Genomic DNA, 19,511 nt, shown 5'->3' with positions numbered 1-19,511 from the left:
TTGTCGGAGAGTGCTGCTCTGAATATGAAGCAAGGTTTGCAACTACGGCTTAGCCAACAGCTAGCCATGACGCCGCAACTGCAACAGGCCATTCGCCTTTTGCAGTTGTCCACGTTGGAACTTCAGCAGGAACTTCAGCAGGCGCTGGAGAGCAATCCACTGCTGGAACAAACCGATCTTCACGAAGAAGTGGATAGCGAACAGGTTCAGGAAAAAGATGGCCTGGACACCGCAGATGCGCTTGAACAGAAAGAGATGCCCGACGAACTGCCGCTCGATGCCAGCTGGGATGAGATCTACACCGCGGGCACCCCATCAGGCAGCAGTAACGATTACATTGATGATGAACTGCCGATCTACCAGGGCGAAACCACCCAGTCGCTGCAGGATTACCTGATGTGGCAGGTTGAGTTGACGCCCTTCTCCGATACGGATCGCGCCATTGCGACGTCGATCGTTGATGCCGTGGACGAAACCGGTTATCTCACCGTGACGCTGGAGGAGATCCTCGAGAGCATGGGAAATGACGAGATCGGCATGGATGAAGTCGAAGCGGTGCTAAAGCGCGTTCAGCGTTTCGATCCCGTTGGCGTAGCGGCGCGCGATCTGCGCGACTGCCTGCTGGTTCAGCTCTCCCAGTTCGCGAAAGCGACGCCATGGTGTGAAGAGGCCCGACTGATTATCTGCGATCATCTCGATCTGCTGGCCAATCACGACTTTCGCTCGTTGATGCGCGTGACGCGCCTGAAAGAGGATGTGCTGAAAGAGGCTGTCACTCTGATCCAGTCCCTCGATCCGCGCCCCGGTCAGTCGATCCAGACCAGCGAGCCAGAGTATGTGATCCCCGATGTGCTGGTGCGCAAGCACAACGGGCGCTGGACGGTGGAGCTTAACGCCGACAGCATTCCGCGTCTTAAGATCAACCAGCAGTATGCAGCGATGGGCAGCGGCGGGCGTAATGACGCCGATACGCAGTTCATTCGCAGTAATTTGCAGGAAGCGAAGTGGTTGATCAAAAGCCTGGAGAGCCGCAATGACACGCTGCTGCGCGTCAGCCGCTGCATCGTCGAGCAGCAGCAGGCGTTCTTTGAGCAGGGCGAAGAGTTTATGAAACCGATGGTGCTGGCGGATATCGCCCAGGCCGTCGAGATGCACGAGTCGACCATCTCTCGTGTGACCACCCAGAAGTACCTGCACAGTCCTCGCGGCATTTTTGAACTGAAGTATTTCTTCTCCAGCCACGTGAATACCGAAGGCGGCGGCGAAGCCTCCTCCACGGCCATTCGCGCACTGGTGAAGAAGTTGATCGCCGCGGAAAACCCTGCAAAACCGCTGAGCGACAGTAAGCTGACGACGCTGCTCTCCGATCAGGGGATCATGGTCGCGCGGCGAACCGTTGCGAAGTATCGAGAATCTTTATCCATTCCGCCGTCTAACCAGCGTAAACAGCTGGTGTGACCCAACCGATAAGGAAGACACTATGCAGCTAAACATCACCGGACAAAACGTTGAGATTACCGATGCCCTGCGCGAGTTTGTAAACAGCAAATTTGCCAAGCTGGAGCACTATTTCGACAGGATTAATCAGGTTTATGTTGTGTTGAAAGTGGAAAAGGTGACGCACATTTCAGATGCCACGCTGCATGTGAATGGAGGCGAGCTGCATGCCAGTGCGGAAGGACAAGATATGTATGCTGCTATTGACGGTTTAATTGATAAACTGGCGCGGCAGCTCACGAAGCATAAAGATAAACTGAAACAACACTAATTGTCCGGGCGTCCGTCTGGCGCGTTGCACCCGACCGCAACCCGGTTGGGTGCTGGCTCCGGCGTCGCTTAGGTGAAATTATGATGAATAACGATTCGGCTCTTCAACTGAGCACAGTACTTAACCAGGAATGCACCCGTAGCGGCGTTCACTGCCAGAGTAAAAAACGCGCGCTGGAAATTATCAGCGAGCTGGCGGCGAAACAGTTAGGCCTGCCGCCGCAGGTGGTCTTCGAGGCGGTTCTTACGCGTGAAAAGATGGGCAGTACCGGCATTGGTAACGGTATCGCCATTCCTCACGGCAAGCTCGAGGAAGATACACTGCGCGCCGTCGGCGTGTTTGTGCAACTCGAAACGCCTATTGCCTTCGACGCTATCGATAATCAACCCGTCGATCTGCTCTTTGCCCTGCTGGTGCCGGCAGATCAGACCAAAACGCATCTGCATACCCTTTCGCTGGTCGCCAAACGGCTGGCGGATAAAACCATTTGTCGACGCCTGCGCGGCGCGCAGAGTGATGAAGAGCTGTATGAGATCATCACGCAGACAGAAGGCGAGCGCGGCGATGCGTAACCGGGTAAGACTCTACTTGTCAGTCGTTCTGAGGAGAAATGACCCATGGTCCTGATGATCGTCAGTGGTCGTTCGGGTTCAGGGAAATCCGTGGCGCTACGCGCACTGGAAGATATGGGTTTCTACTGTGTTGATAACCTGCCGGTTGTGCTGTTGCCGGAACTGGCGCAAACCCTCGCCGATCGCCAGATCTCTGCCGCCGTCAGTATCGATGTGCGCAATATGCCGGAGTCGCCGGAGATCTTTGAGCAGGCGATGAGCAATCTGCCGGAGGCGTTTTCGCCGCAGTTGCTCTTTTTAGATGCGGATCGCAACACCCTGATTCGCCGCTACAGCGACACGCGTCGCCTGCACCCGCTCTCAAGCAAAAACCTGTCGCTGGAGAGCGCCATCGATGAAGAGAGCAATCTGCTTGAGCCGCTGCGTTCGCGTGCCGATCTGATTGTTGATACCTCAGAGATGTCAGTGCATGAGCTGGCGGAGATGCTGCGCACTCGCCTTTTAGGCAAACGCGAGCGCGAACTGACCATGGTCTTCGAATCCTTCGGCTTCAAGCACGGCATCCCTATCGATGCTGATTACGTCTTTGACGTGCGCTTCCTGCCGAACCCGCACTGGGATCCGAAGCTGCGTCCGATGACCGGCCTCGATAAGCCCGTTGCCGCGTTCCTCGACAGGCACACCGAAGTGCATAACTTTATCTATCAGACGCGCAGTTACCTCGAGCTGTGGTTGCCGATGCTGGAGACCAACAACCGTAGCTACCTGACGGTGGCCATCGGCTGTACCGGGGGTAAACACCGCTCTGTCTATATCGCCGAACAGCTGGCGGACTACTTCCGCTCGCGCGGCAAAAACGTGCAGTCCCGTCACCGTACGCTGGAAAAACGCAAAACATGACCGTAAAACAAACCGTTGAGATCACCAATAAGCTGGGCATGCACGCGCGCCCGGCGATGAAACTGTTTGAACTGGTACAGGGCTTTGACGCGGAAGTGCTGCTGCGTAACGAAGAGGGAACCGAAGCGGAAGCCAGCAGCGTGATCGCTCTGCTGATGCTGGATTCCGCCAAAGGCCGACAGATTGAAGTCGAAGCCAGCGGCCCCCAGGAAGAGGAAGCGCTGGCCGCGGTGGTGGCGCTGTTTATCGCCGGGTTCGACGAAGAGTAATCAGTGCAGGTTGTTACTCTGCAAAAAGCCTTCGCCACCGAGCTGCTGCATCTGGCGCATGATCCACGCCTGACGGTTACGCACATAACCTGAAGGCGCTGCCGCTTTATAACGAATCGGGTTCGGCAGCACCGCCGCCAGCAGCGCGGCTTCCGACATCGTCAGCCGGCTCGCGGGTTTATGAAAATAGCGCTGCGACGCCTCTTCCACACCAAATATGCCGTCACCAAACTCCGCAATATTCAGGTAGACCGTCAGGATGCGCCGTTTCGTCCACACCGCTTCCGTCGTTACCGTCAGCCCCGCTTCCAGCCCCTTTCGCAGCCAGCTTTTACCGTCCCACAAAAAGAGGTTTTTCACCGTCTGTTGCGACAGGGTCGAAGCGCCGCGAATGCGGTTCTCATGCTTTTCATTATGCGAAAGCGCTTTTTCGATGGCTTCCACATCTAATCCCCAGTGATCGGGAAAGCGCTGATCTTCAGCGGCAACCACCGCCAGCGCCATCCACGGCGAGATCTCATCCATGCTGACCCAGTCGGAGTGGGCGACATAGCTAAAGTCCCCGCTCAGCCACGCACTCAGCTGCCGCTCGACCATCACCGCGGAAAACGGCACTGGCAAGAAGCTGAACAGCAGAATACCGCCGCCCCAGAAGGCCACCAGCACTAACAGAACACGCAGAAGAAGACGTTTCAGCACGGTCTTCAGCGTACCGCGTCCGCCTCGCTTCATTCGCACAATACCAGCACGCGCGTCACCAGCTTCTCAATCCCTGTTGCCGCCTGGGCAATATCTTCCGCCAGCATATAAGCCGGTGTGGTCACCACTTTGTTCTCTTCATCGACAACAATATCGTCCACCGGACACGGCACGTGCTCCGCGCCCATCTCTTCCAAAACTTCGGCGGTATCGACATCGGTTCCAATAGTGAGACGCAGCGGGAAGTCGAAAATTTTCGGCAGCATCGCCGGTGCAATGCACATAAAACCGAGCGGTTTTCCAGCCTGGTGCATCGCCAGCGCGAGGCTTTTCAGATCGTTATCCACCGCGCAGTCGCCGCCGAGGCTGGCAAAGCTGCTGAGGTTTTTCGCCGCGCCAAAGCCGCCGGGGACAATCAGCGCATCCAGATCGTTTACCGATGCCTGCGCCAGCGGCGCGATCTTGCCGCGGGTAATGCGGGCAGCTTCAACCAGCACGTTACGGCTTTCCGCCCTACTTTCGCCGGTGAGGTGGTTGATGACATCACTCTGCGCTTTATCGGGCGCAAAACAGACGGCCTCTGCGCCGTTGCGGGCAAGCGCCAGCAGGGTAATTACCGCTTCGTGGATCTCGGAACCGTCATACACGCCAGACCCACTAAGAACAACGCCGACTCTTTTCATGCCAAACATCCTTTCTGCGAATTGCGGTCAATAACTAAAAATTTTGATAAGGGAGCCTTGCTTCACACATTTCACTGATTGCTGTAACAAATCATTTAAGATTTGCTATCTTATGTGCGTGTGGTCGAATTTTAATAGACTGCGCCCTTGCAATTAAAACCAAAAATTACGGCGCAGCCACGGTTTCCCTGGTGTTGGCGCAGTATTCGCGCACCCCGGTTAATCCGGGGTCATTTTTTTGCAGCGTCTGCCACCCAGGCTTTGAGCACCGCGACATCATTGCGCCACTCCTGCTTCATCTCTTCCACCCATTCGCCGACATTATCCCACCAGGCGGGAAGATCCGGGGACTGGATCTGCTGGCCTAACTGCTGCAGATGGCGCAAGCCGACGGATCCAGCAGCACCCTTAATTTTGTGCCCCTCTTCAACAATCCCTTTCTGGTCGCGCGCGGTGAGGTTCGACTCCAGCACGCTCAGGTAGCCTGGCATCATCTTCTCAAACACCGCCAGCCCATCGGTAATCAGCTTCGGCCCAACCAGCTCGAGGTACTGCTCAAGCATGGCGGTATCCAGCAGAGTTTGCGCTTTGTCGTTGTCTATCGTTGCCACCTGTTCCTCCTCCTCATCTCCGGCGTCCCAAAACTTCTTGATCATCGCCGTTAATGCTGGCACCGCCAGCGGTTTGCTTAAGACATCATCCATGCCGGCATCCAGATACTCCTGCTTATCTTTCAGCACGTTTGCGGTCAGCGCCACCAGCGGCGGCAGTTCGTCGCGCGAATAGCGGCTGGTCAGCGCGCGCGAGATATCCAGCCCGGTCATATCCGGCAGCTGAATATCAAGCAGTACCAGGTCATATTCGCCCGGGGCGAACATCTCCAGCGCGGCACCGCCGGTCATCGCCACATCGACGCTGTTGCCGAGTTTCTCCAGCACCGAGCGCGCGACGATCACGTTGAGTTCGATATCTTCTACCAGCAGCACATGCAGCGCCGGTAAGGGCATCTCATCCTCTTCGAAGGCGTCGTCGACCTCTTCCGCCACCGCAGGGGCATGGACGGTCAACGTAAAGAGCGAACCGCTGCCAGGCTGGCTGCTGACGGTGATATCGCCGCCCATGCTTTTCGCCAGACGACGCGAGACAGCAAGCCCGATGCCGGTACCGGTGGCCGGTTTGCCGCCATGGCTATCTTTCACCTGGTAATACATGGCGAAGATTTTGTCCTGCTCATCGCGCGGAATACCGATCCCGGAGTCCTGCACTTCAAAATGCAGAATCTCACCTTCGTCGTAGCGCACGCGCACCGTCACCTGCCCTTCGCGGGTAAATTTCACGGCGTTGCTGATCAGGTTCCAGAGGATCTGCCGCAAACGGGTGCCGTCGGTGATCACCTGGTGCGGCAGCGGCAGCGTCGGCTCGAGTTCGAAACGCAGCCCTTTTTGATGCGCCTGCAACCCGGAGAGGTTCTCCAGATCCGCCAGGAAGCTGGTGAAGTCGAGCGGCTGGTTATCGAGCTGCACTTTGCGCCGCTCCATCTTATCCATGTCGATAATATCGTTGAAGATATTGCCCAGCGTCACCGCAGAGACATGGATCGTTTTGAGGTACTTCTCCTGTTCCGGCGCAAGATCGGTATCCAGCAGAATGCGGCTCAAACCGACAATGCCGTTAAGCGGCGTGCGCAGTTCGTGGCTGATGGTAGAGATAAAGGTGGTCTTGTCGCGGCTGGCGCGCTCCAGCGCATCCTGATAGCGCTTACGCTCGGTAATATCGCGCCCGAAGCCCATCAGCCCGTGGCGTTTACCAACGCGGTCATAATAGGGAACTTTGCGGATTTCGAAGCAGGCTTTGCGCCCGTCGGGATAATCCAGCCACTGTTCATAGGTGAGCGAGACATTGTGACGAAACACTTTCTCGTCAGTCTCAATCACTTTTTGCGCCGCCTCCGGCGAGTAGACATCCTGCGGTTTGAGGTGAATCAGCTGCTTCTCGCTTTTACCAGTGAGCAGTTCCATAGCGCGGTTGCAGCCAGAAAACTCTTTATCTTCATTGCGATAGAAGACAAGGTCGGGGGAAGCATCAAGGAAGGAGCGCAAAAAAGAGGATTGCTGTTCAAGCTGGATCTGCGTCTGCTCACGCTCCTGCATCTCAATCTTTAGCCGCTCAAAGGTTGCCTGTCGTTCCGCCTCGGCTTTTTCGCGATCGCTGATCTCCTGGTTAAGCTGCATGATGTTGTCTTTAAGCTTCACGTTGAGCTTAAGATCGCGCTCGCGCATCTCTTCCAGCTTCTCCACCAGCCGCGATAAGCGCTGGCGTGACTCCTCAAGTTGCTCAACCACCACCGATAAAAAGTAGACCGCCCAGGGGGTGATCAGCAGACCAAAGAAGATAGAGCGGATCACGTCAATACGCTCAACCTGCCCCTGCAATACCATCGTGACCGCCATTTGCACCACGATGGCCAGCACCACCAGCGCCAGCGCCAACAGCATGGAAAAGCGCACCAGACCCAGCTTCATCATCAGGTCGACGTAATATTGCGCCAGTAAACGGATTTGCTTCATAGCGTTTTCCTTAAACAAGTCCGCTCAATAATACTCAATTCTGAGCAAGGCGTTGAAGCTTGTGCGAAAAATGCGGCAATAATGTGTGGTTGACCCAGGTTCAGGCGGGCGGCGTCCAGCAGCGACCGAGCGCCGAACCCTGGCCGCCGTGTGCATTAAGGTAGGTATTAATTTCGACCATGCCGGTCCAGCGGTTTTCGCACCACAGCGGCGCCAGCAGAGTAGGACGACGCGCGCTGGCAGAAACACGGTGGTAGATTACCTCTGGCGGCGTGTGGCGGATCATCTCGCCAGCAATGACGGTGTACTCTTCAAGCCCGATGGCGTTCAGGCGCCCCGCTTCCCAGGCCTTTGCCATAATGCTGCCTTTCACAATATGCAGCGGGTGCAGCTTGATGCCGTCGACGCCGGTTTCGACCACGCGCTCAAGCGTCGCCATGCAATCCGGTAGCCGCTCGCCCGGCAGGCCAGCAATCAGATGGGTACAGACCTTCAGGCCGCGCGCGCGGGCGAGCCGCGTGGTGTTTTGATAGCAGGCAAAATCGTGGCCGCGATTGATGCGGTGCAGGGTTTTATCGTGCGCGGTTTGTAGCCCCAGCTCCAGCCATACTTCAAAGCCCTGCTGGCGGTATTCGCACAGCAGATCCAGCACCGCATCCGGCACGCAGTCGGGACGCGTTCCGACGCACAACCCAACCATATTGGCCTGGCTCAGCGCCTGCTGATACATATCGCGCAGCACCTGCACTTCCGCCCAGGTGCTGGTATAGGCCTGAAAATAGGCGAGATAGCGCCGGGCGCGGTTCATGCGCTGCGCCTGTTCGGCAAGCTGCAGCGCAATTGAACGATACTGCTGAGCCTCATCGGCAAACGAGGCAACGTTACAGAAAGTGCAGCCGCCGCGGCCCAGCGTGCCATCGCGGTTTGGGCAGCTAAAGCCGCCATGCAGGGTCAGCTTATGAACTTTTTCGCCATAGCGCCGGGCAAGATCCCCACCAAACATATTGACTAATTTCTGTAACTGCATAATCTGAAAGGCCGCCCAAATCAAAGGGCGTAGCCTGCCACTATTAGCTTTCATCGGCGATGACCTGGATCAATCGCCCGGGAAGGCTTTATCCATTGCATAATCAGTCAACATAACCGCTATTTCATTCATCCTCCGGGCGATTACTTTTCCTTATGCTGAAAGGTAAATTTGCAGAAATAGGTCTCTATCTCAAAAACAGTGGGATTATGCGGCGCCAGCCACACAAGCAGGATAATAATCTGCTAATAAAAGTCAGGTCAGAACAGAAGAGCGGAAACAGCGCATTACTATAGTGAGTCAGATCACACTCTCCCCCTGCATTATGCTGCCATAACTGAATGTAAAACTGATTAAAAATCCTTTTAAATCAATTAGATGAATGCGCGTTAGCACATTTTTGGATAAATAAGCTCGGCATTTGACCTGTGTGCGGATTCCCGATAAGTTGGAAATCCGCTGGAAGCTTTCTGGATGAGCAGTCTGCTCATCATATTTATGCAGTAATTGAGATTCCCTCTTAAGCAAGTCCTCAACACTTGTGAATCGATGCGAAAAGGAAATGAAGAGGGCGACATACGAGGCCATTGCCCCGTCGCCATGCTCTTTCTGCGCCTGTGCGTAACGATCGGGAGGGCTCTCGCAGAGCCTGGGGAGGTTCACTGATATGTTGTACGATAAATCTCTTGAGAGAGATAACTGTGGTTTCGGCCTGATCGCCCACATAGAAGGCGAACCTAGCCACAAGGTAGTGCGTACCGCTATTCACGCACTGGCCCGCATGCAGCACCGCGGCGCGATCCTTGCCGATGGTAAAACCGGCGACGGTTGCGGCCTGCTGTTGCAAAAACCTGACCGTTTCTTCCGCATCGTCGCCGAAGAGCGCGGCTGGCGCTTAGCTAAAAACTACGCCGTCGGCATGCTGTTCCTCAATCAGGATCCGGAAAAAGCCGCTGCATCGCGTCGTGTTGTAGAAGAAGAACTTCAGCGTGAGACTCTCTCGCTCGTTGGCTGGCGCGATGTGCCGACCAATGAAGGCGTACTCGGTGAAATCGCCCTCTCCTCACTGCCTCGTATTGAGCAAGTTTTCGTAAACGCCCCGGCTGGCTGGCGTCCGCGCGATATGGAGCGCCGTCTCTTTATTGCCCGCCGCCGCATTGAAAAGCGTTTACAGGAGGATAAAGAGTTCTACGTCTGTAGCCTCTCTAACCTCGTCAACATCTATAAAGGTCTCTGTATGCCGGCGGATCTGCCGCGCTTCTATTTAGACCTGGCGGATCTGCGTCTGGAATCGGCCATCTGCCTCTTCCACCAGCGCTTCTCCACCAACACCGTGCCGCGCTGGCCGCTGGCGCAGCCTTTCCGCTATCTGGCGCACAACGGTGAAATCAACACCATTACCGGTAACCGCCAGTGGGCGCGCGCGCGTACTTACAAATTCCAGACGCCGCTGATCCCCGATCTGCATGATGCCGCGCCGTTCGTGAACGAAACCGGCTCTGACTCCAGTTCGATGGATAACATGCTGGAACTGCTGTTAGCAGGCGGGATGGATATCGTGCGCGCCATGCGCTTACTGGTGCCGCCAGCCTGGCAGAATAACCCGGAGATGGATCCGGATCTGCGCAGCTTCTTCGACTTTAACTCCATGCATATGGAGCCGTGGGACGGCCCGGCGGGCATCGTCATGTCCGATGGGCGCTTTGCCGCCTGTAACCTCGACCGTAACGGTCTGCGTCCGGCGCGCTACGTCATCACCAAAGATAAGCTCATCACCTGCGCTTCTGAAGTGGGCATCTGGGATTACCAGCCGGATGAAGTAGTTGAGAAAGGCCGCGTTGGGCCGGGCGAGCTGATGGTTATCGATACTCGCGGCGGGCGCATTCTGCACTCTGCCGAGACCGATGACGATCTGAAAAGCCGCCACCCCTATAAAGAGTGGATGGAGAAAAACGTCCGCCGCCTGGTGCCGTTTGAAGATCTCTCCGACGATGAAGTCGGCATCCGCGAGATGGATGACGATCTGCTCACCAGCTACCAGAAACAGTTTAACTACAGCTTTGAAGAGCTGGACTCGGTGATCCGCGTGCTGGGCGAAAACGGCCAGGAAGCGGTCGGCTCGATGGGCGATGATACGCCGTTCGCCGTGCTCTCCAGCCAGCCGCGCATCATTTATGACTACTTCCGCCAGCAGTTTGCGCAGGTGACCAACCCGCCTATCGATCCGCTGCGCGAAGCACATGTGATGTCGCTGGCGACCAGCATCGGCCGTGAAATGAACGTCTTCTGCGAAGCGGAAGGCCAGGCGCACCGTCTGAGCTTCAAATCGCCGATTCTGCTCTACTCCGATTTCAAACAGCTCACCACCATGACCGAGGAGCACTATCGCGCGGATACGCTCGATATCACCTTCGACGCCACGGCAACGACGCTGGAAGAGACCATTAAAGCGCTGTGCGACAAAGCGGAAGCGATGGTGCGTGCCGGTACCGTTCTGCTGGTGCTCTCCGATCGCAACATTGCCAAAAACCGCCTGCCGGTTCCGGCACCGATGGCAGTGGGTGCGATTCAGGCGCGCCTGGTGGATAAGAACCTGCGCTGCGACGCCAACATCATTGTTGAAACCGCCAGCGCCCGCGATCCGCACCACTTTGCGGTGCTGCTGGGCTTCGGCGCGACGGCGATCTACCCCTACCTGGCGTATGAGACGCTGGCGAAGCTTATCGACAGCAAAGCGATTGAGAAAGATTACCGCACGGTGATGCTGAACTACCGCAACGGCATCAACAAAGGGTTGTACAAGATCATGTCCAAAATGGGCATCTCAACTATCGCCTCTTACCGCTGCTCAAAACTGTTTGAAGCGGTTGGCTTGCATGATGATGTTACCGAACTCTGCTTCCAGGGCGTGGTCAGCCGTATTGGCGGTGCCAGCTTCCCGGACTTCCAGCAGGATCTGTTGAACCTCTCCAAACGTGCCTGGCTGGCACGCAAACCGCTGGAGCAAGGCGGCTTGCTGAAGTACGTTCACGGTGGCGAATACCACGCTTATAACCCGGAAGTGGTGCGCACGCTGCAAAAAGCGGTTGAGAGCGGCGACTACAGCGATTATCAGCAGTACGCGAAGCTGGTTAACGAGCGCCCGGCGGCAACGCTGCGCGATCTGCTGGCCATTACACCAGGCAGTGACGCAGTAAGTCTTAACGACGTTGAACCGGCGACAGAGCTGTTTAAACGCTTCGATACGGCGGCGATGTCTATCGGCGCGCTCAGCCCGGAAGCACACGAAGCGCTGGCGGAAGCGATGAACAGCCTCGGCGGCTTCTCCAACTCCGGCGAAGGCGGCGAAGATCCGGCGCGCTACGGCACCAACAAAGTGTCGCGCATCAAACAGGTCGCTTCCGGTCGCTTTGGCGTAACCCCGGCCTACCTGGTGAACGCCGATGTTATCCAGATTAAAGTGGCACAGGGCGCGAAGCCGGGCGAAGGCGGTCAGTTGCCGGGCGATAAAGTGACCCCGTACATCGCCAAATTGCGTTACTCCGTGCCGGGCGTGACGCTGATTTCGCCGCCGCCGCACCATGATATCTACTCGATCGAGGATCTGGCGCAGCTGATTTTCGACCTGAAACAGGTCAACCCGAAGGCGCTGATCTCCGTCAAACTGGTTTCCGAACCGGGCGTTGGCACTATCGCGACCGGCGTGGCGAAAGCTTATGCCGATCTGATCACCATTGCCGGTTATGACGGCGGTACCGGCGCAAGCCCGCTCTCCTCCGTAAAATACGCTGGCTGCCCGTGGGAGCTTGGCCTGGTGGAAACCCAGCAGGCGCTGGTGGCGAACGGTCTGCGTCATAAAATCCGTCTGCAGGTCGATGGCGGCCTGAAAACTGGCCAGGACATTATCAAAGCGGCGATTCTGGGTGCGGAGAGCTTCGGCTTCGGTACCGGCCCGATGGTGGCGCTGGGCTGTAAATACCTGCGTATTTGTCACCTCAACAACTGTGCGACCGGTGTTGCAACCCAGGATGAGAAGCTGCGTAAGAATCACTACCACGGCCTGCCGTTCAAAGTGACCAACTACTTTGAATTTATCGCCCGTGAAACCCGCGAGCTGATGGCGCAGCTGGGCGTGAAACGTCTGGTGGATCTGATTGGCCGCACCGACCTGCTGAAAGAGCTTGATGGCTTTACCGCGCGTCAGCAGAAGCTGGATCTCTCCAAACTGCTGGAGACCGCTGAACCGCATGCCGGCAAAGCGCTCTACTGCACCGAGAGCAACCCGCCGTTCGACAATGGCGTGCTGAATGCCCAGCTGTTGCAGCAGGCGAAACCGTTTGTTGATGAGCGCCAGAGCAAAACTTTCTGGTTTGATATCCGCAACACTGACCGCTCGGTTGGCGCGCTGCTCTCTGGTTATATCGCCCAGACTCATGGCGATCAGGGCCTGGCATCGGATCCGATCAAAGCCTACTTCAGCGGTACCGCAGGCCAGAGCTTCGGCGTCTGGAACGCGGGCGGGGTTGAGCTTTACCTCACCGGCGATGCCAACGACTATGTCGGTAAAGGCATGGCGGGCGGGCTGCTGGCGGTACGTCCGCCGGTCGGTTCGGCGTTCCGTAGCCACGAGGCGAGCATTATCGGTAACACCTGCCTGTATGGCGCAACCGGCGGTCGTCTGTACGCCGCAGGCCGCGCGGGCGAGCGTTTCGCCGTGCGTAACTCCGGTGCGATCACCGTTGTTGAAGGCATCGGCGACAACGGCTGTGAATATATGACGGGCGGTATCGTCTGCGTACTCGGTAAAACCGGCGTCAACTTTGGCGCGGGCATGACCGGCGGCTTCGCCTACGTGCTGGATGAAGATGGCGAGTTCCGCAAGCGCGTCAACCCGGAGCTGGTGGAAGTGCTGAGCGTCGACGATCTGGCGATCCACGAAGAGCATCTGCGCGGGTTGATTACCGAGCATGTGCAGCACACCGGCTCGCAGCGCGGCGAAGAGATGCTGGCCAACTGGCCGACATTTGCCGCCAAATTTGCCCTGGTTAAGCCGAAGTCCAGCGATGTGAAAGCGCTGTTGGGTCACCGTAGTCGTAGCGCGGCAGAGTTGCGCGTGCAGGCGCAGTAAGGAATTGAGATGAGTCAGAACGTTTACCAATTTATCGACTTACAGCGCGTTGATCCGGCAAAGAAACCGCTGAAGCTGCGTAAGATTGCCTTTGTCGAGATCTACGAGCCCTTCTCGGAAGGGCAAGCAAAAGCGCAGGCTGACCGCTGTCTCGCCTGCGGCAACCCCTACTGCGAGTGGAAGTGCCCGGTTCATAACTACATTCCGAACTGGCTGAAGCTGGCTAATGAGGGGCGTATTTTTGAGGCGGCAGAACTGTCGCACCAGACCAATACCCTGCCGGAAGTGTGCGGGCGCGTCTGCCCGCAGGATCGCCTGTGTGAAGGCTCCTGTACGCTGAACGACGAGTTCGGCGCGGTGACCATCGGCAATATCGAGCGCTATATCAACGATAAAGCCTTCGAGATGGGCTGGCGTCCCGATTTGACCGGTGTGAAGCAAACGGATAAACGCGTGGCGATTATTGGCGCGGGCCCGGCTGGTCTGGCGTGCGCGGATGTGCTGACCCGTAACGGCGTGAAAGCGGTGGTCTATGACCGTCACCCGGAGATTGGCGGCCTGCTGACCTTCGGTATTCCGGCCTTCAAGCTGGAAAAAGAGGTGATGACGCGTCGCCGTGAGATCTTCACCGGCATGGGCATTGAGTTCCAGCTCAACACCGAAGTGGGTCGCGATGTGCAGATTGACGATCTGCTGAAAGAGTACGACGCCGTGTTCCTGGGCGTCGGCACCTATCAGTCGATGCGTGGCGGCCTTGAGAATGAAGATGCGCAGGGTGTGTTTGACGCGCTGCCGTTCCTGATTGCCAATACCAAGCAGATTATGGGTTATGGTGAAACGCCGTCAGAACCCTATATCAGCATGGAAGGCAAACGCGTCGTGGTGCTGGGCGGGGGCGATACCGCGATGGACTGCGTGCGTACCTCAGTGCGCCAGGGTGCAACTCACGTAATCTGCGCCTATCGTCGTGACGAAGAGAACATGCCGGGCTCACGCCGCGAAGTGAAAAACGCGCGTGAAGAGGGCGTTGAGTTCCAGTTCAACGTACAGCCGCTGGGAATTGAAGTGAATGCCAACGGTAAAGTGAGCGGCGTGAAGATGGCGCGCACCGAAATGGGCGCGCCGGATGAGAAAGGCCGTCGCCGCGCCGAGATCGTTGCCGGCTCCGAGCACGTTGTTCCGGCTGATGCGGTGGTGATGGCGTTTGGTTTCCGCCCGCACAGTATGGAGTGGCTGGCGAAACACAGCGTTGAACTGGATTCGCAGGGCCGCGTGATTGCCCCGGAAGGGAGCGATAACGCGTTCCAGACCAGCAACCCGAAAATCTTCGCCGGTGGCGATATCGTTCGCGGTTCGGATCTGGTGGTGACAGCGATTGCCGAAGGGCGTAAAGCCGCGGACGGCATCCTCAACTATCTCGAAGTGTGATGTTGCGAAAACGATAAAAAGGAGGCTGCGGCCTCCTTTTTTTATGCTCTGCGGGCAATAAAAAAGCAGAACCGGGGTTCTGCTTTTCTCAGGTTATTTCACCACACGCAGTGATGGACGCCCACCGCGCGGCGGCGGATCGTCGTCCGGATCGTTATCCTGATCCACTGCATGATCGGGTTTATCACCGTCGATAACCGACATCACCGTCTCGTTCTCCTGCTCGGGCATCTCACCATCATCGTTGAGACTAACGAGCTCTTCGTCGTAGGCGGTTTCTGGCTCAAACATGGTGCCGGCACCGTTTTCACGGGCATAAACGGCCAGTACGGCAGCCATCGGCACTTCCACCTGGCGCGGCACACCGCCGAAACGCGCGTTGAAGCGCACTTCGTCGTTGCCCAGCTCCAGGTTGCCCACCGCACGCGGTGCGATGTTTAACACGATCTGGCCGTCACGCGCATACTCCATCGGCACGCGTACGCCCGGCAACGTCACATCAACAACCAGATGCGGCGTCAGCTGGTTATCCAGCAGCCATTCGTAAAAGGCCCGCAGCAAATACGGGCGGCGTGGAGACAGTTGCGACAAATCCATGATTAACCCCGACCAAGGCGCATTTCGCGCTCGGCTTCTGTCAGAGAGGCAAGGAATGAATCACGTTCGAAGACGCGGGTCATGTACCCTTTCAGCTCTTTCGCGCCTGTGCCGCTCAGCTCGATGCCCAGTACCGGCAGACGCCACAGCAGCGGCGCGAGGTAGCAGTCAACCAGGCTGAATTCGTCATTCAGGAAGTAAGGCTTCTGGGTAAACAGCGGGCCAATCGCCAGCAGCTCTTCACGCAGCTGTTTACGGGCGGCATCGGCCTGCGCACCGCTGTTGTTCTCGATGACGTTCATCAGCGAGTACCAGTCTTTCTCGATGCGGTGCATGTAGAGACGGCTTTCACCGCGCGCCACCGGATAAACCGGCATTAATGGCGGGTGCGGAAAACGCTCGTCCAGATATTCCATAATGATGCGTGATTCCCACAGGGTGAGCTCACGATCTACAAGTGTCGGTACGCTTTGACTCGGGTTGAGGTCAATCAGATCCTGAGGAGGATTATCCTTTTCCACGTGCTCAATTTCAAAGCTGACACCCTTCTCGGCCAGCACGATGCGGACCTGATGACTATAGATGTCCACAGGACCAGAAAACAGCGTCATTACCGAACGTTTGTTGGCAGCGACAGCCATGAAAACCTCCAGGTATATTCAGAAATACTGCTACCGGACTAACTCGACCGGTCAGATGTTAGTTAGCTACCCGCGCGTACTGTCTCTCTTGTTCAAAAAACAAACAAAAAACGAACAATCCCAGCCATTTGGGCAGAAAATTGGATGATAGTTTACCAGATTTTGCGCGCTTTGTGGTGAGGGGATTCCGGAAATGCTGAAAAAGAGGAGATAAGCGACTGATTGCTGTGGATAACACAATTTTTATCCATAAAAAAACCCGGCTTGCACCGGGTTTTTCGCCAATCGTTCTGCCGAAGCAGAAGACAATTAACGTTTGGAGAACTGCGGACGACGACGTGCTTTACGCAGACCGACTTTCTTACGTTCAACCTGACGAGCGTCACGAGTAACGAAGCCAGCTTTACGCAGTTCAGCGCGCAGGGACTCGTCGTACTCCATCAGAGCGCGGGTGATACCGTGACGGATCGCACCAGCCTGACCGGAGATACCACCACCTTTAACGGTGATGTACAGGTCCAATTTCTCAACCATGTCGACCAGTTCCAGCGGCTGACGAACTACCATGCGGGCAGTTTCACGACCAAAGTACTGTTCCAGCGAACGCTGGTTGATTACGATTTTACCGTTGCCCGGTTTGATAAACACGCGAGCGGCGGAGCTTTTGCGGCGACCAGTGCCGTAGTATTGATTTTCAGCCATTGCCTATAATCCCGATTAGATGTCAAGAACTTGCGGTTGCTGTGCCGCGTGGTTGTGCTCGTTGCCAGCGTAAACTTTCAGTTTACGGTACATAGCACGACCCAGCGGGCCTTTTGGCAGCATGCCTTTAACCGCGATTTCAATCACACGCTCAGGACGGCGGGCAATCATCTCTTCAAAGGTCGCTTGTTTGATACCACCGATGTGGCCAGTGTGGTGGTAATACACTTTGTCTTCACGCTTGTTGCCGGTTACAGCAACTTTCTCAGCGTTCAGAACGATGATGTAATCACCAGTATCAACGTGCGGAGTGTATTCCGCTTTGTGCTTACCGCGCAGGCGACGAGCCAGTTCGGTAGCCAGACGACCCAGAGTTTTACCGGTCGCGTCAACAACATACCAGTCGCGTTTTACGGTTTCTGGTTTAGCTGTAAAAGTTTTCATTAAAAGCTTACCCAAATAATTAGTTTCACGTTGGTGAACACCCAAACGTTTGTCAGTTGAGGTTCACACGACAAAGTCCGGCAAACCTACCCCTTCGAATAGCCTATGCCGGCGCATAGAAAGTTTTGGGGAAAAAAAACTTTCCCGTAACGTGGGGTCGCAGGATTATAGAGAAGTCGGGGTCAAAGATCGACCCCTTTTCGTCTTTTGCTGTTCGATTTCTGCGCCTGGTGGCAATGAAAAAAGGATCACGGCATATGCTCGCGTTTCAGGTACTCCTCGCTCTGCATCTCCTGCAGGCGCGATAAACAGCGCTGAAACTCAAACTTAACCCGCTCGCCCTGATAAATCTCATGCAGCGGCGCCGCCGCGCTCACCACCAGCTTCACGTGGCGTTCATAAAATTCATCCACCAGCGCGATAAAACGGCGCGCTTCGTTCTCCATCAGCTTCGTCATCACCGGCACCTCAAACAGCATCACGGTGTGGAAAAGGCGCGACAGCGCGATGTAATCATGCTGGCTGCGCGCATCAACACATAATGTGGCAAAGGAGACGGCTAAGGTTTGATTCTCCACGCCAAGCGTCGCCAGCGGCCGGTGGTTAATCTCCAGCTCCGGCGCATGGCTGCGCGGTGCGCCCGCCAGCGCCAGCCACAGTTTATCCATCTGCTGCGCGGTCTCTTCACCAAGCGGTGACAGCCACAGATGGGCCTGGGTCAGCGTGCGTAAGCGGTAATCGATGCCGGCATCGACATTCATTACATCGCAAAACTGTTTGATCGCCTCAATGGCGGGCAGGAAACGGGCGCGCTGTAAGCCATTGCGATAGAGCTCATCCGGCGGAATATTCGATGTCGCCACCAGCGTAATGCCGCGCGCGAAGAGCGCCTTCATTAATCCGCCAAGCAGCATCGCATCGGTGATATCAGAAACGAAAAATTCGTCAAAACAGAGCACGTCGGTTTGCGCCTTAAAGCGGTCGGCGACAATCTCCAGCGGATCGCTCTGTCCTTGCAGCGTGGTTAACTCTTCATGCACACGCAGCATAAAGCGGTGAAAGTGCAGACGCTGTTTACGCTCGCCCGGCAGGCTGTGATAGAAGAGATCCATCAGCCAGGTTTTGCCTCGCCCGACGCCGCCCCACATATAGAGGCCGCGTACCGGCTCGCGCGAAGGGGTATCGCGTTTGCCCAGCAGCTTGCTGAACTTCGCCATCAGGCCTCCGCTTTGCTGCGCGGCGGGCTCCTGTTCGGCAATCAACTGTTGATAGATCGTATCCAGTCGGGTGACAGCTTCTTTTTGCACATCGTCCGGCTGATGGCTACCCTCTTTCAGGGCAGTAAGATATCGCGATGTCGGGGAAAGGCTTTGCATGGTGTTATTGTTGTTCCTTGAAAATCGATCCGCCCCCACAGGGTTGACGAAAAAAAGGCCGCTCTACACTACGCGATGCAGCGTCAGGATTCCACTTCTGCACCTTTAGCGGTTATAGTGGCACTCTCCGGCGCAGGCAAGAAGCTTGCAGCCCACCCCCTACGGAATCGAACAACAATGGGAGAAGTCATGACCTGGGAATACGCGCTAATTGGGTTAGTTGTCGGCATTATTATTGGTGCCGTGGGCATGCGTTTCGGAAACCGGAAATTGCGTCAACAGCAGGCCTTGCAGTATGAACTGGAAAAAAACAAAGCAGAACTGGAAGAGTACCGCGAAGAGCTGGTGAGCCACTTTGCCCGCAGCGCTGAACTCCTCGACAACATGGCGGACGACTATCGTCAGCTCTATCAACATATGGCGAAGAGCTCCTCAAGCCTGCTGCCGGAAATGTCCGCGGAAGAGAATCCGTTCCGCAACCGTCTGTCAGAGTCTGAAGCGAACAACGATCAGGCCCCGGTACAGATCCCGCGCGACTACTCTGAAGGCGCATCGGGTCTGCTGCGCGGTCGCGCCAATCGCAAATAAGGCATCTCACCCTCCTTATTTATACGGGCGCGTCCCCCGCGCCCGTCGCAACTTCCCCATTCCAGCTATTATTTAGTCATTCTTCGCATTGTTACCGGGTTGAAATTTCAATAACATCACTC

Annotated in this window: 17 protein-coding genes; 8 read left to right on the top strand and 9 right to left on the bottom strand. The window is 56.3% G+C overall.

The window, feature by feature from the left end:
- The first annotated feature begins 24 nt into the window (after positions 1 to 24).
- The 5 genes from rpoN to npr all read left to right on the top strand — a co-directional run bounded on the left by rpoN (position 25) and on the right by npr (position 3,509).
- A complete protein-coding gene (gene rpoN, locus ACWPW2_RS17010) occupies positions 25 to 1,458 on the top strand; it encodes an RNA polymerase factor sigma-54 (protein WP_454124307.1) in 1,434 nt (477 codons plus the stop codon).
- Between the two features lie 22 nt (positions 1,459 to 1,480).
- Positions 1,481 to 1,768 (top strand): ribosome hibernation promoting factor, encoded by a 288-nt coding sequence (gene hpf / locus ACWPW2_RS17005; protein ID WP_023480744.1) that lies wholly within the window; start codon positions 1,481 to 1,483, stop codon positions 1,766 to 1,768.
- Positions 1,769 to 1,848: 80 nt separating this feature from the next.
- A complete protein-coding gene (gene ptsN, locus ACWPW2_RS17000) occupies positions 1,849 to 2,340 on the top strand; it encodes a PTS IIA-like nitrogen regulatory protein PtsN (RefSeq protein WP_023480947.1) in 492 nt (163 codons plus the stop codon).
- 45 nt (positions 2,341 to 2,385) lie between these two features.
- On the top strand, positions 2,386 to 3,240 hold the full coding sequence (gene rapZ, locus ACWPW2_RS16995) for an RNase adapter RapZ (RefSeq protein WP_023480906.1): 855 nt from the start codon (positions 2,386 to 2,388) through the stop codon (positions 3,238 to 3,240).
- Positions 3,237 to 3,509, top strand: coding sequence for a PTS phosphocarrier protein NPr (npr, locus tag ACWPW2_RS16990; protein WP_023481048.1), 273 nt, complete (start codon positions 3,237 to 3,239; stop codon positions 3,507 to 3,509). Before rapZ ends, npr begins: the two co-directional genes overlap by 4 nt.
- On the opposite strand, the gene mtgA is transcribed toward npr, so the two are convergent.
- The 4 genes from mtgA to ACWPW2_RS16970 all read right to left on the bottom strand — a co-directional run bounded on the left by mtgA (position 3,510) and on the right by ACWPW2_RS16970 (position 8,485).
- The gene (gene mtgA / locus ACWPW2_RS16985; protein ID WP_454124304.1) at positions 3,510 to 4,241 is read right to left on the bottom strand and encodes a monofunctional biosynthetic peptidoglycan transglycosylase; all 732 of its coding nucleotides are present in this window, start codon (positions 4,239 to 4,241) and stop codon (positions 3,510 to 3,512) included.
- Complete coding sequence (gene elbB, locus ACWPW2_RS16980) at positions 4,238 to 4,891, bottom strand: isoprenoid biosynthesis glyoxalase ElbB (RefSeq protein WP_454124302.1); 654 nt, start codon at positions 4,889 to 4,891, stop codon at positions 4,238 to 4,240. The genes mtgA and elbB overlap by 4 nt, the downstream gene beginning before the upstream one ends.
- A 230-nt stretch (positions 4,892 to 5,121) precedes the next feature.
- Complete coding sequence (gene arcB, locus ACWPW2_RS16975; protein ID WP_139567389.1) at positions 5,122 to 7,458, bottom strand: aerobic respiration two-component sensor histidine kinase ArcB; 2,337 nt, start codon at positions 7,456 to 7,458, stop codon at positions 5,122 to 5,124.
- Positions 7,459 to 7,558: 100 nt separating this feature from the next.
- Complete coding sequence (locus tag ACWPW2_RS16970) at positions 7,559 to 8,485, bottom strand: TIGR01212 family radical SAM protein (protein WP_454125261.1); 927 nt, start codon at positions 8,483 to 8,485, stop codon at positions 7,559 to 7,561.
- 667 nt (positions 8,486 to 9,152) lie between these two features.
- Here ACWPW2_RS16970 and gltB point away from each other — a divergent pair.
- Together gltB and ACWPW2_RS16960 are read left to right on the top strand one after the other, a co-directional pair.
- Positions 9,153 to 13,613, top strand: coding sequence for a glutamate synthase large subunit (gene gltB, locus ACWPW2_RS16965; RefSeq protein WP_454124300.1), 4,461 nt, complete (start codon positions 9,153 to 9,155; stop codon positions 13,611 to 13,613).
- A 9-nt stretch (positions 13,614 to 13,622) separates the two neighbouring features.
- On the top strand, positions 13,623 to 15,041 hold the full coding sequence (locus ACWPW2_RS16960) for a glutamate synthase small subunit (protein WP_124967172.1): 1,419 nt from the start codon (positions 13,623 to 13,625) through the stop codon (positions 15,039 to 15,041).
- A gap of 93 nt (positions 15,042 to 15,134) precedes the next feature.
- Here ACWPW2_RS16960 and sspB read toward each other — a convergent pair whose 3' ends face one another.
- The 5 genes from sspB to zapE form a co-directional block, all read right to left on the bottom strand.
- Positions 15,135 to 15,638, bottom strand: a complete 504-nt coding sequence (gene sspB, locus ACWPW2_RS16955; protein WP_023481029.1) for a ClpXP protease specificity-enhancing factor — start codon at positions 15,636 to 15,638, stop codon at positions 15,135 to 15,137.
- 2 nt (positions 15,639 to 15,640) lie between these two features.
- Entirely contained in the window at positions 15,641 to 16,279 is a 639-nt protein-coding gene (sspA, locus tag ACWPW2_RS16950) for a stringent starvation protein SspA (RefSeq protein ID WP_023480809.1), read from the bottom strand.
- Positions 16,280 to 16,588: 309 nt separating this feature from the next.
- Positions 16,589 to 16,981: a 30S ribosomal protein S9 gene (gene rpsI / locus ACWPW2_RS16945; protein ID WP_023480836.1), complete on the bottom strand. Its 393-nt coding sequence runs from the start codon at positions 16,979 to 16,981 to the stop codon at positions 16,589 to 16,591.
- Positions 16,982 to 16,996: 15 nt separating this feature from the next.
- Complete coding sequence (gene rplM / locus ACWPW2_RS16940; protein ID WP_023480976.1) at positions 16,997 to 17,425, bottom strand: 50S ribosomal protein L13; 429 nt, start codon at positions 17,423 to 17,425, stop codon at positions 16,997 to 16,999.
- Between the two features lie 248 nt (positions 17,426 to 17,673).
- Positions 17,674 to 18,801 carry a cell division protein ZapE gene (zapE, locus tag ACWPW2_RS16935; protein WP_312122044.1) on the bottom strand — a complete coding sequence of 376 codons (1,128 nt, stop codon included), beginning with the start codon at positions 18,799 to 18,801 and terminating at the stop codon, positions 17,674 to 17,676.
- Positions 18,802 to 18,990: 189 nt separating this feature from the next.
- On the opposite strand from zapE, the gene zapG reads away from it, so the two are divergent.
- Positions 18,991 to 19,389: a Z-ring associated protein ZapG gene (zapG, locus tag ACWPW2_RS16930; RefSeq protein ID WP_023480758.1), complete on the top strand. Its 399-nt coding sequence runs from the start codon at positions 18,991 to 18,993 to the stop codon at positions 19,387 to 19,389.
- The last annotated feature ends 122 nt before the right edge of the window (positions 19,390 to 19,511 follow it).

This window comes from Kosakonia sp. Marseille-Q7440 (assembly GCF_965119485.1).
Note: the sequence above shows the minus strand (reverse complement) of the source record. Positions and strands in the feature narration are given on the sequence as shown.

What these genes read in the sequence shown, in the direction of transcription:
- rpoN (WP_454124307.1), top strand. Translation starts at nt 25, where the DNA reads ATGAAGCAAGGTTTGCAACTACGGCTTAGCCAACAGCTAGCCATGACG.
- hpf (WP_023480744.1), top strand. Translation starts at nt 1,481, where the DNA reads ATGCAGCTAAACATCACCGGACAAAACGTTGAGATTACCGATGCCCTG.
- ptsN (WP_023480947.1), top strand. Translation starts at nt 1,849, where the DNA reads ATGATGAATAACGATTCGGCTCTTCAACTGAGCACAGTACTTAACCAG.
- rapZ (WP_023480906.1), top strand. Translation starts at nt 2,386, where the DNA reads ATGGTCCTGATGATCGTCAGTGGTCGTTCGGGTTCAGGGAAATCCGTG.
- npr (WP_023481048.1), top strand. Translation starts at nt 3,237, where the DNA reads ATGACCGTAAAACAAACCGTTGAGATCACCAATAAGCTGGGCATGCAC.
- mtgA (WP_454124304.1), bottom strand. Translation starts at nt 4,241, where the DNA reads ATGAAGCGAGGCGGACGCGGTACGCTGAAGACCGTGCTGAAACGTCTT.
- elbB (WP_454124302.1), bottom strand. Translation starts at nt 4,891, where the DNA reads ATGAAAAGAGTCGGCGTTGTTCTTAGTGGGTCTGGCGTGTATGACGGT.
- arcB (WP_139567389.1), bottom strand. Translation starts at nt 7,458, where the DNA reads ATGAAGCAAATCCGTTTACTGGCGCAATATTACGTCGACCTGATGATG.
- ACWPW2_RS16970 (WP_454125261.1), bottom strand. Translation starts at nt 8,485, where the DNA reads ATGCAGTTACAGAAATTAGTCAATATGTTTGGTGGGGATCTTGCCCGG.
- gltB (WP_454124300.1), top strand. Translation starts at nt 9,153, where the DNA reads ATGTTGTACGATAAATCTCTTGAGAGAGATAACTGTGGTTTCGGCCTG.
- ACWPW2_RS16960 (WP_124967172.1), top strand. Translation starts at nt 13,623, where the DNA reads ATGAGTCAGAACGTTTACCAATTTATCGACTTACAGCGCGTTGATCCG.
- sspB (WP_023481029.1), bottom strand. Translation starts at nt 15,638, where the DNA reads ATGGATTTGTCGCAACTGTCTCCACGCCGCCCGTATTTGCTGCGGGCC.
- sspA (WP_023480809.1), bottom strand. Translation starts at nt 16,279, where the DNA reads ATGGCTGTCGCTGCCAACAAACGTTCGGTAATGACGCTGTTTTCTGGT.
- rpsI (WP_023480836.1), bottom strand. Translation starts at nt 16,981, where the DNA reads ATGGCTGAAAATCAATACTACGGCACTGGTCGCCGCAAAAGCTCCGCC.
- rplM (WP_023480976.1), bottom strand. Translation starts at nt 17,425, where the DNA reads ATGAAAACTTTTACAGCTAAACCAGAAACCGTAAAACGCGACTGGTAT.
- zapE (WP_312122044.1), bottom strand. Translation starts at nt 18,801, where the DNA reads ATGCAAAGCCTTTCCCCGACATCGCGATATCTTACTGCCCTGAAAGAG.
- zapG (WP_023480758.1), top strand. Translation starts at nt 18,991, where the DNA reads ATGACCTGGGAATACGCGCTAATTGGGTTAGTTGTCGGCATTATTATT.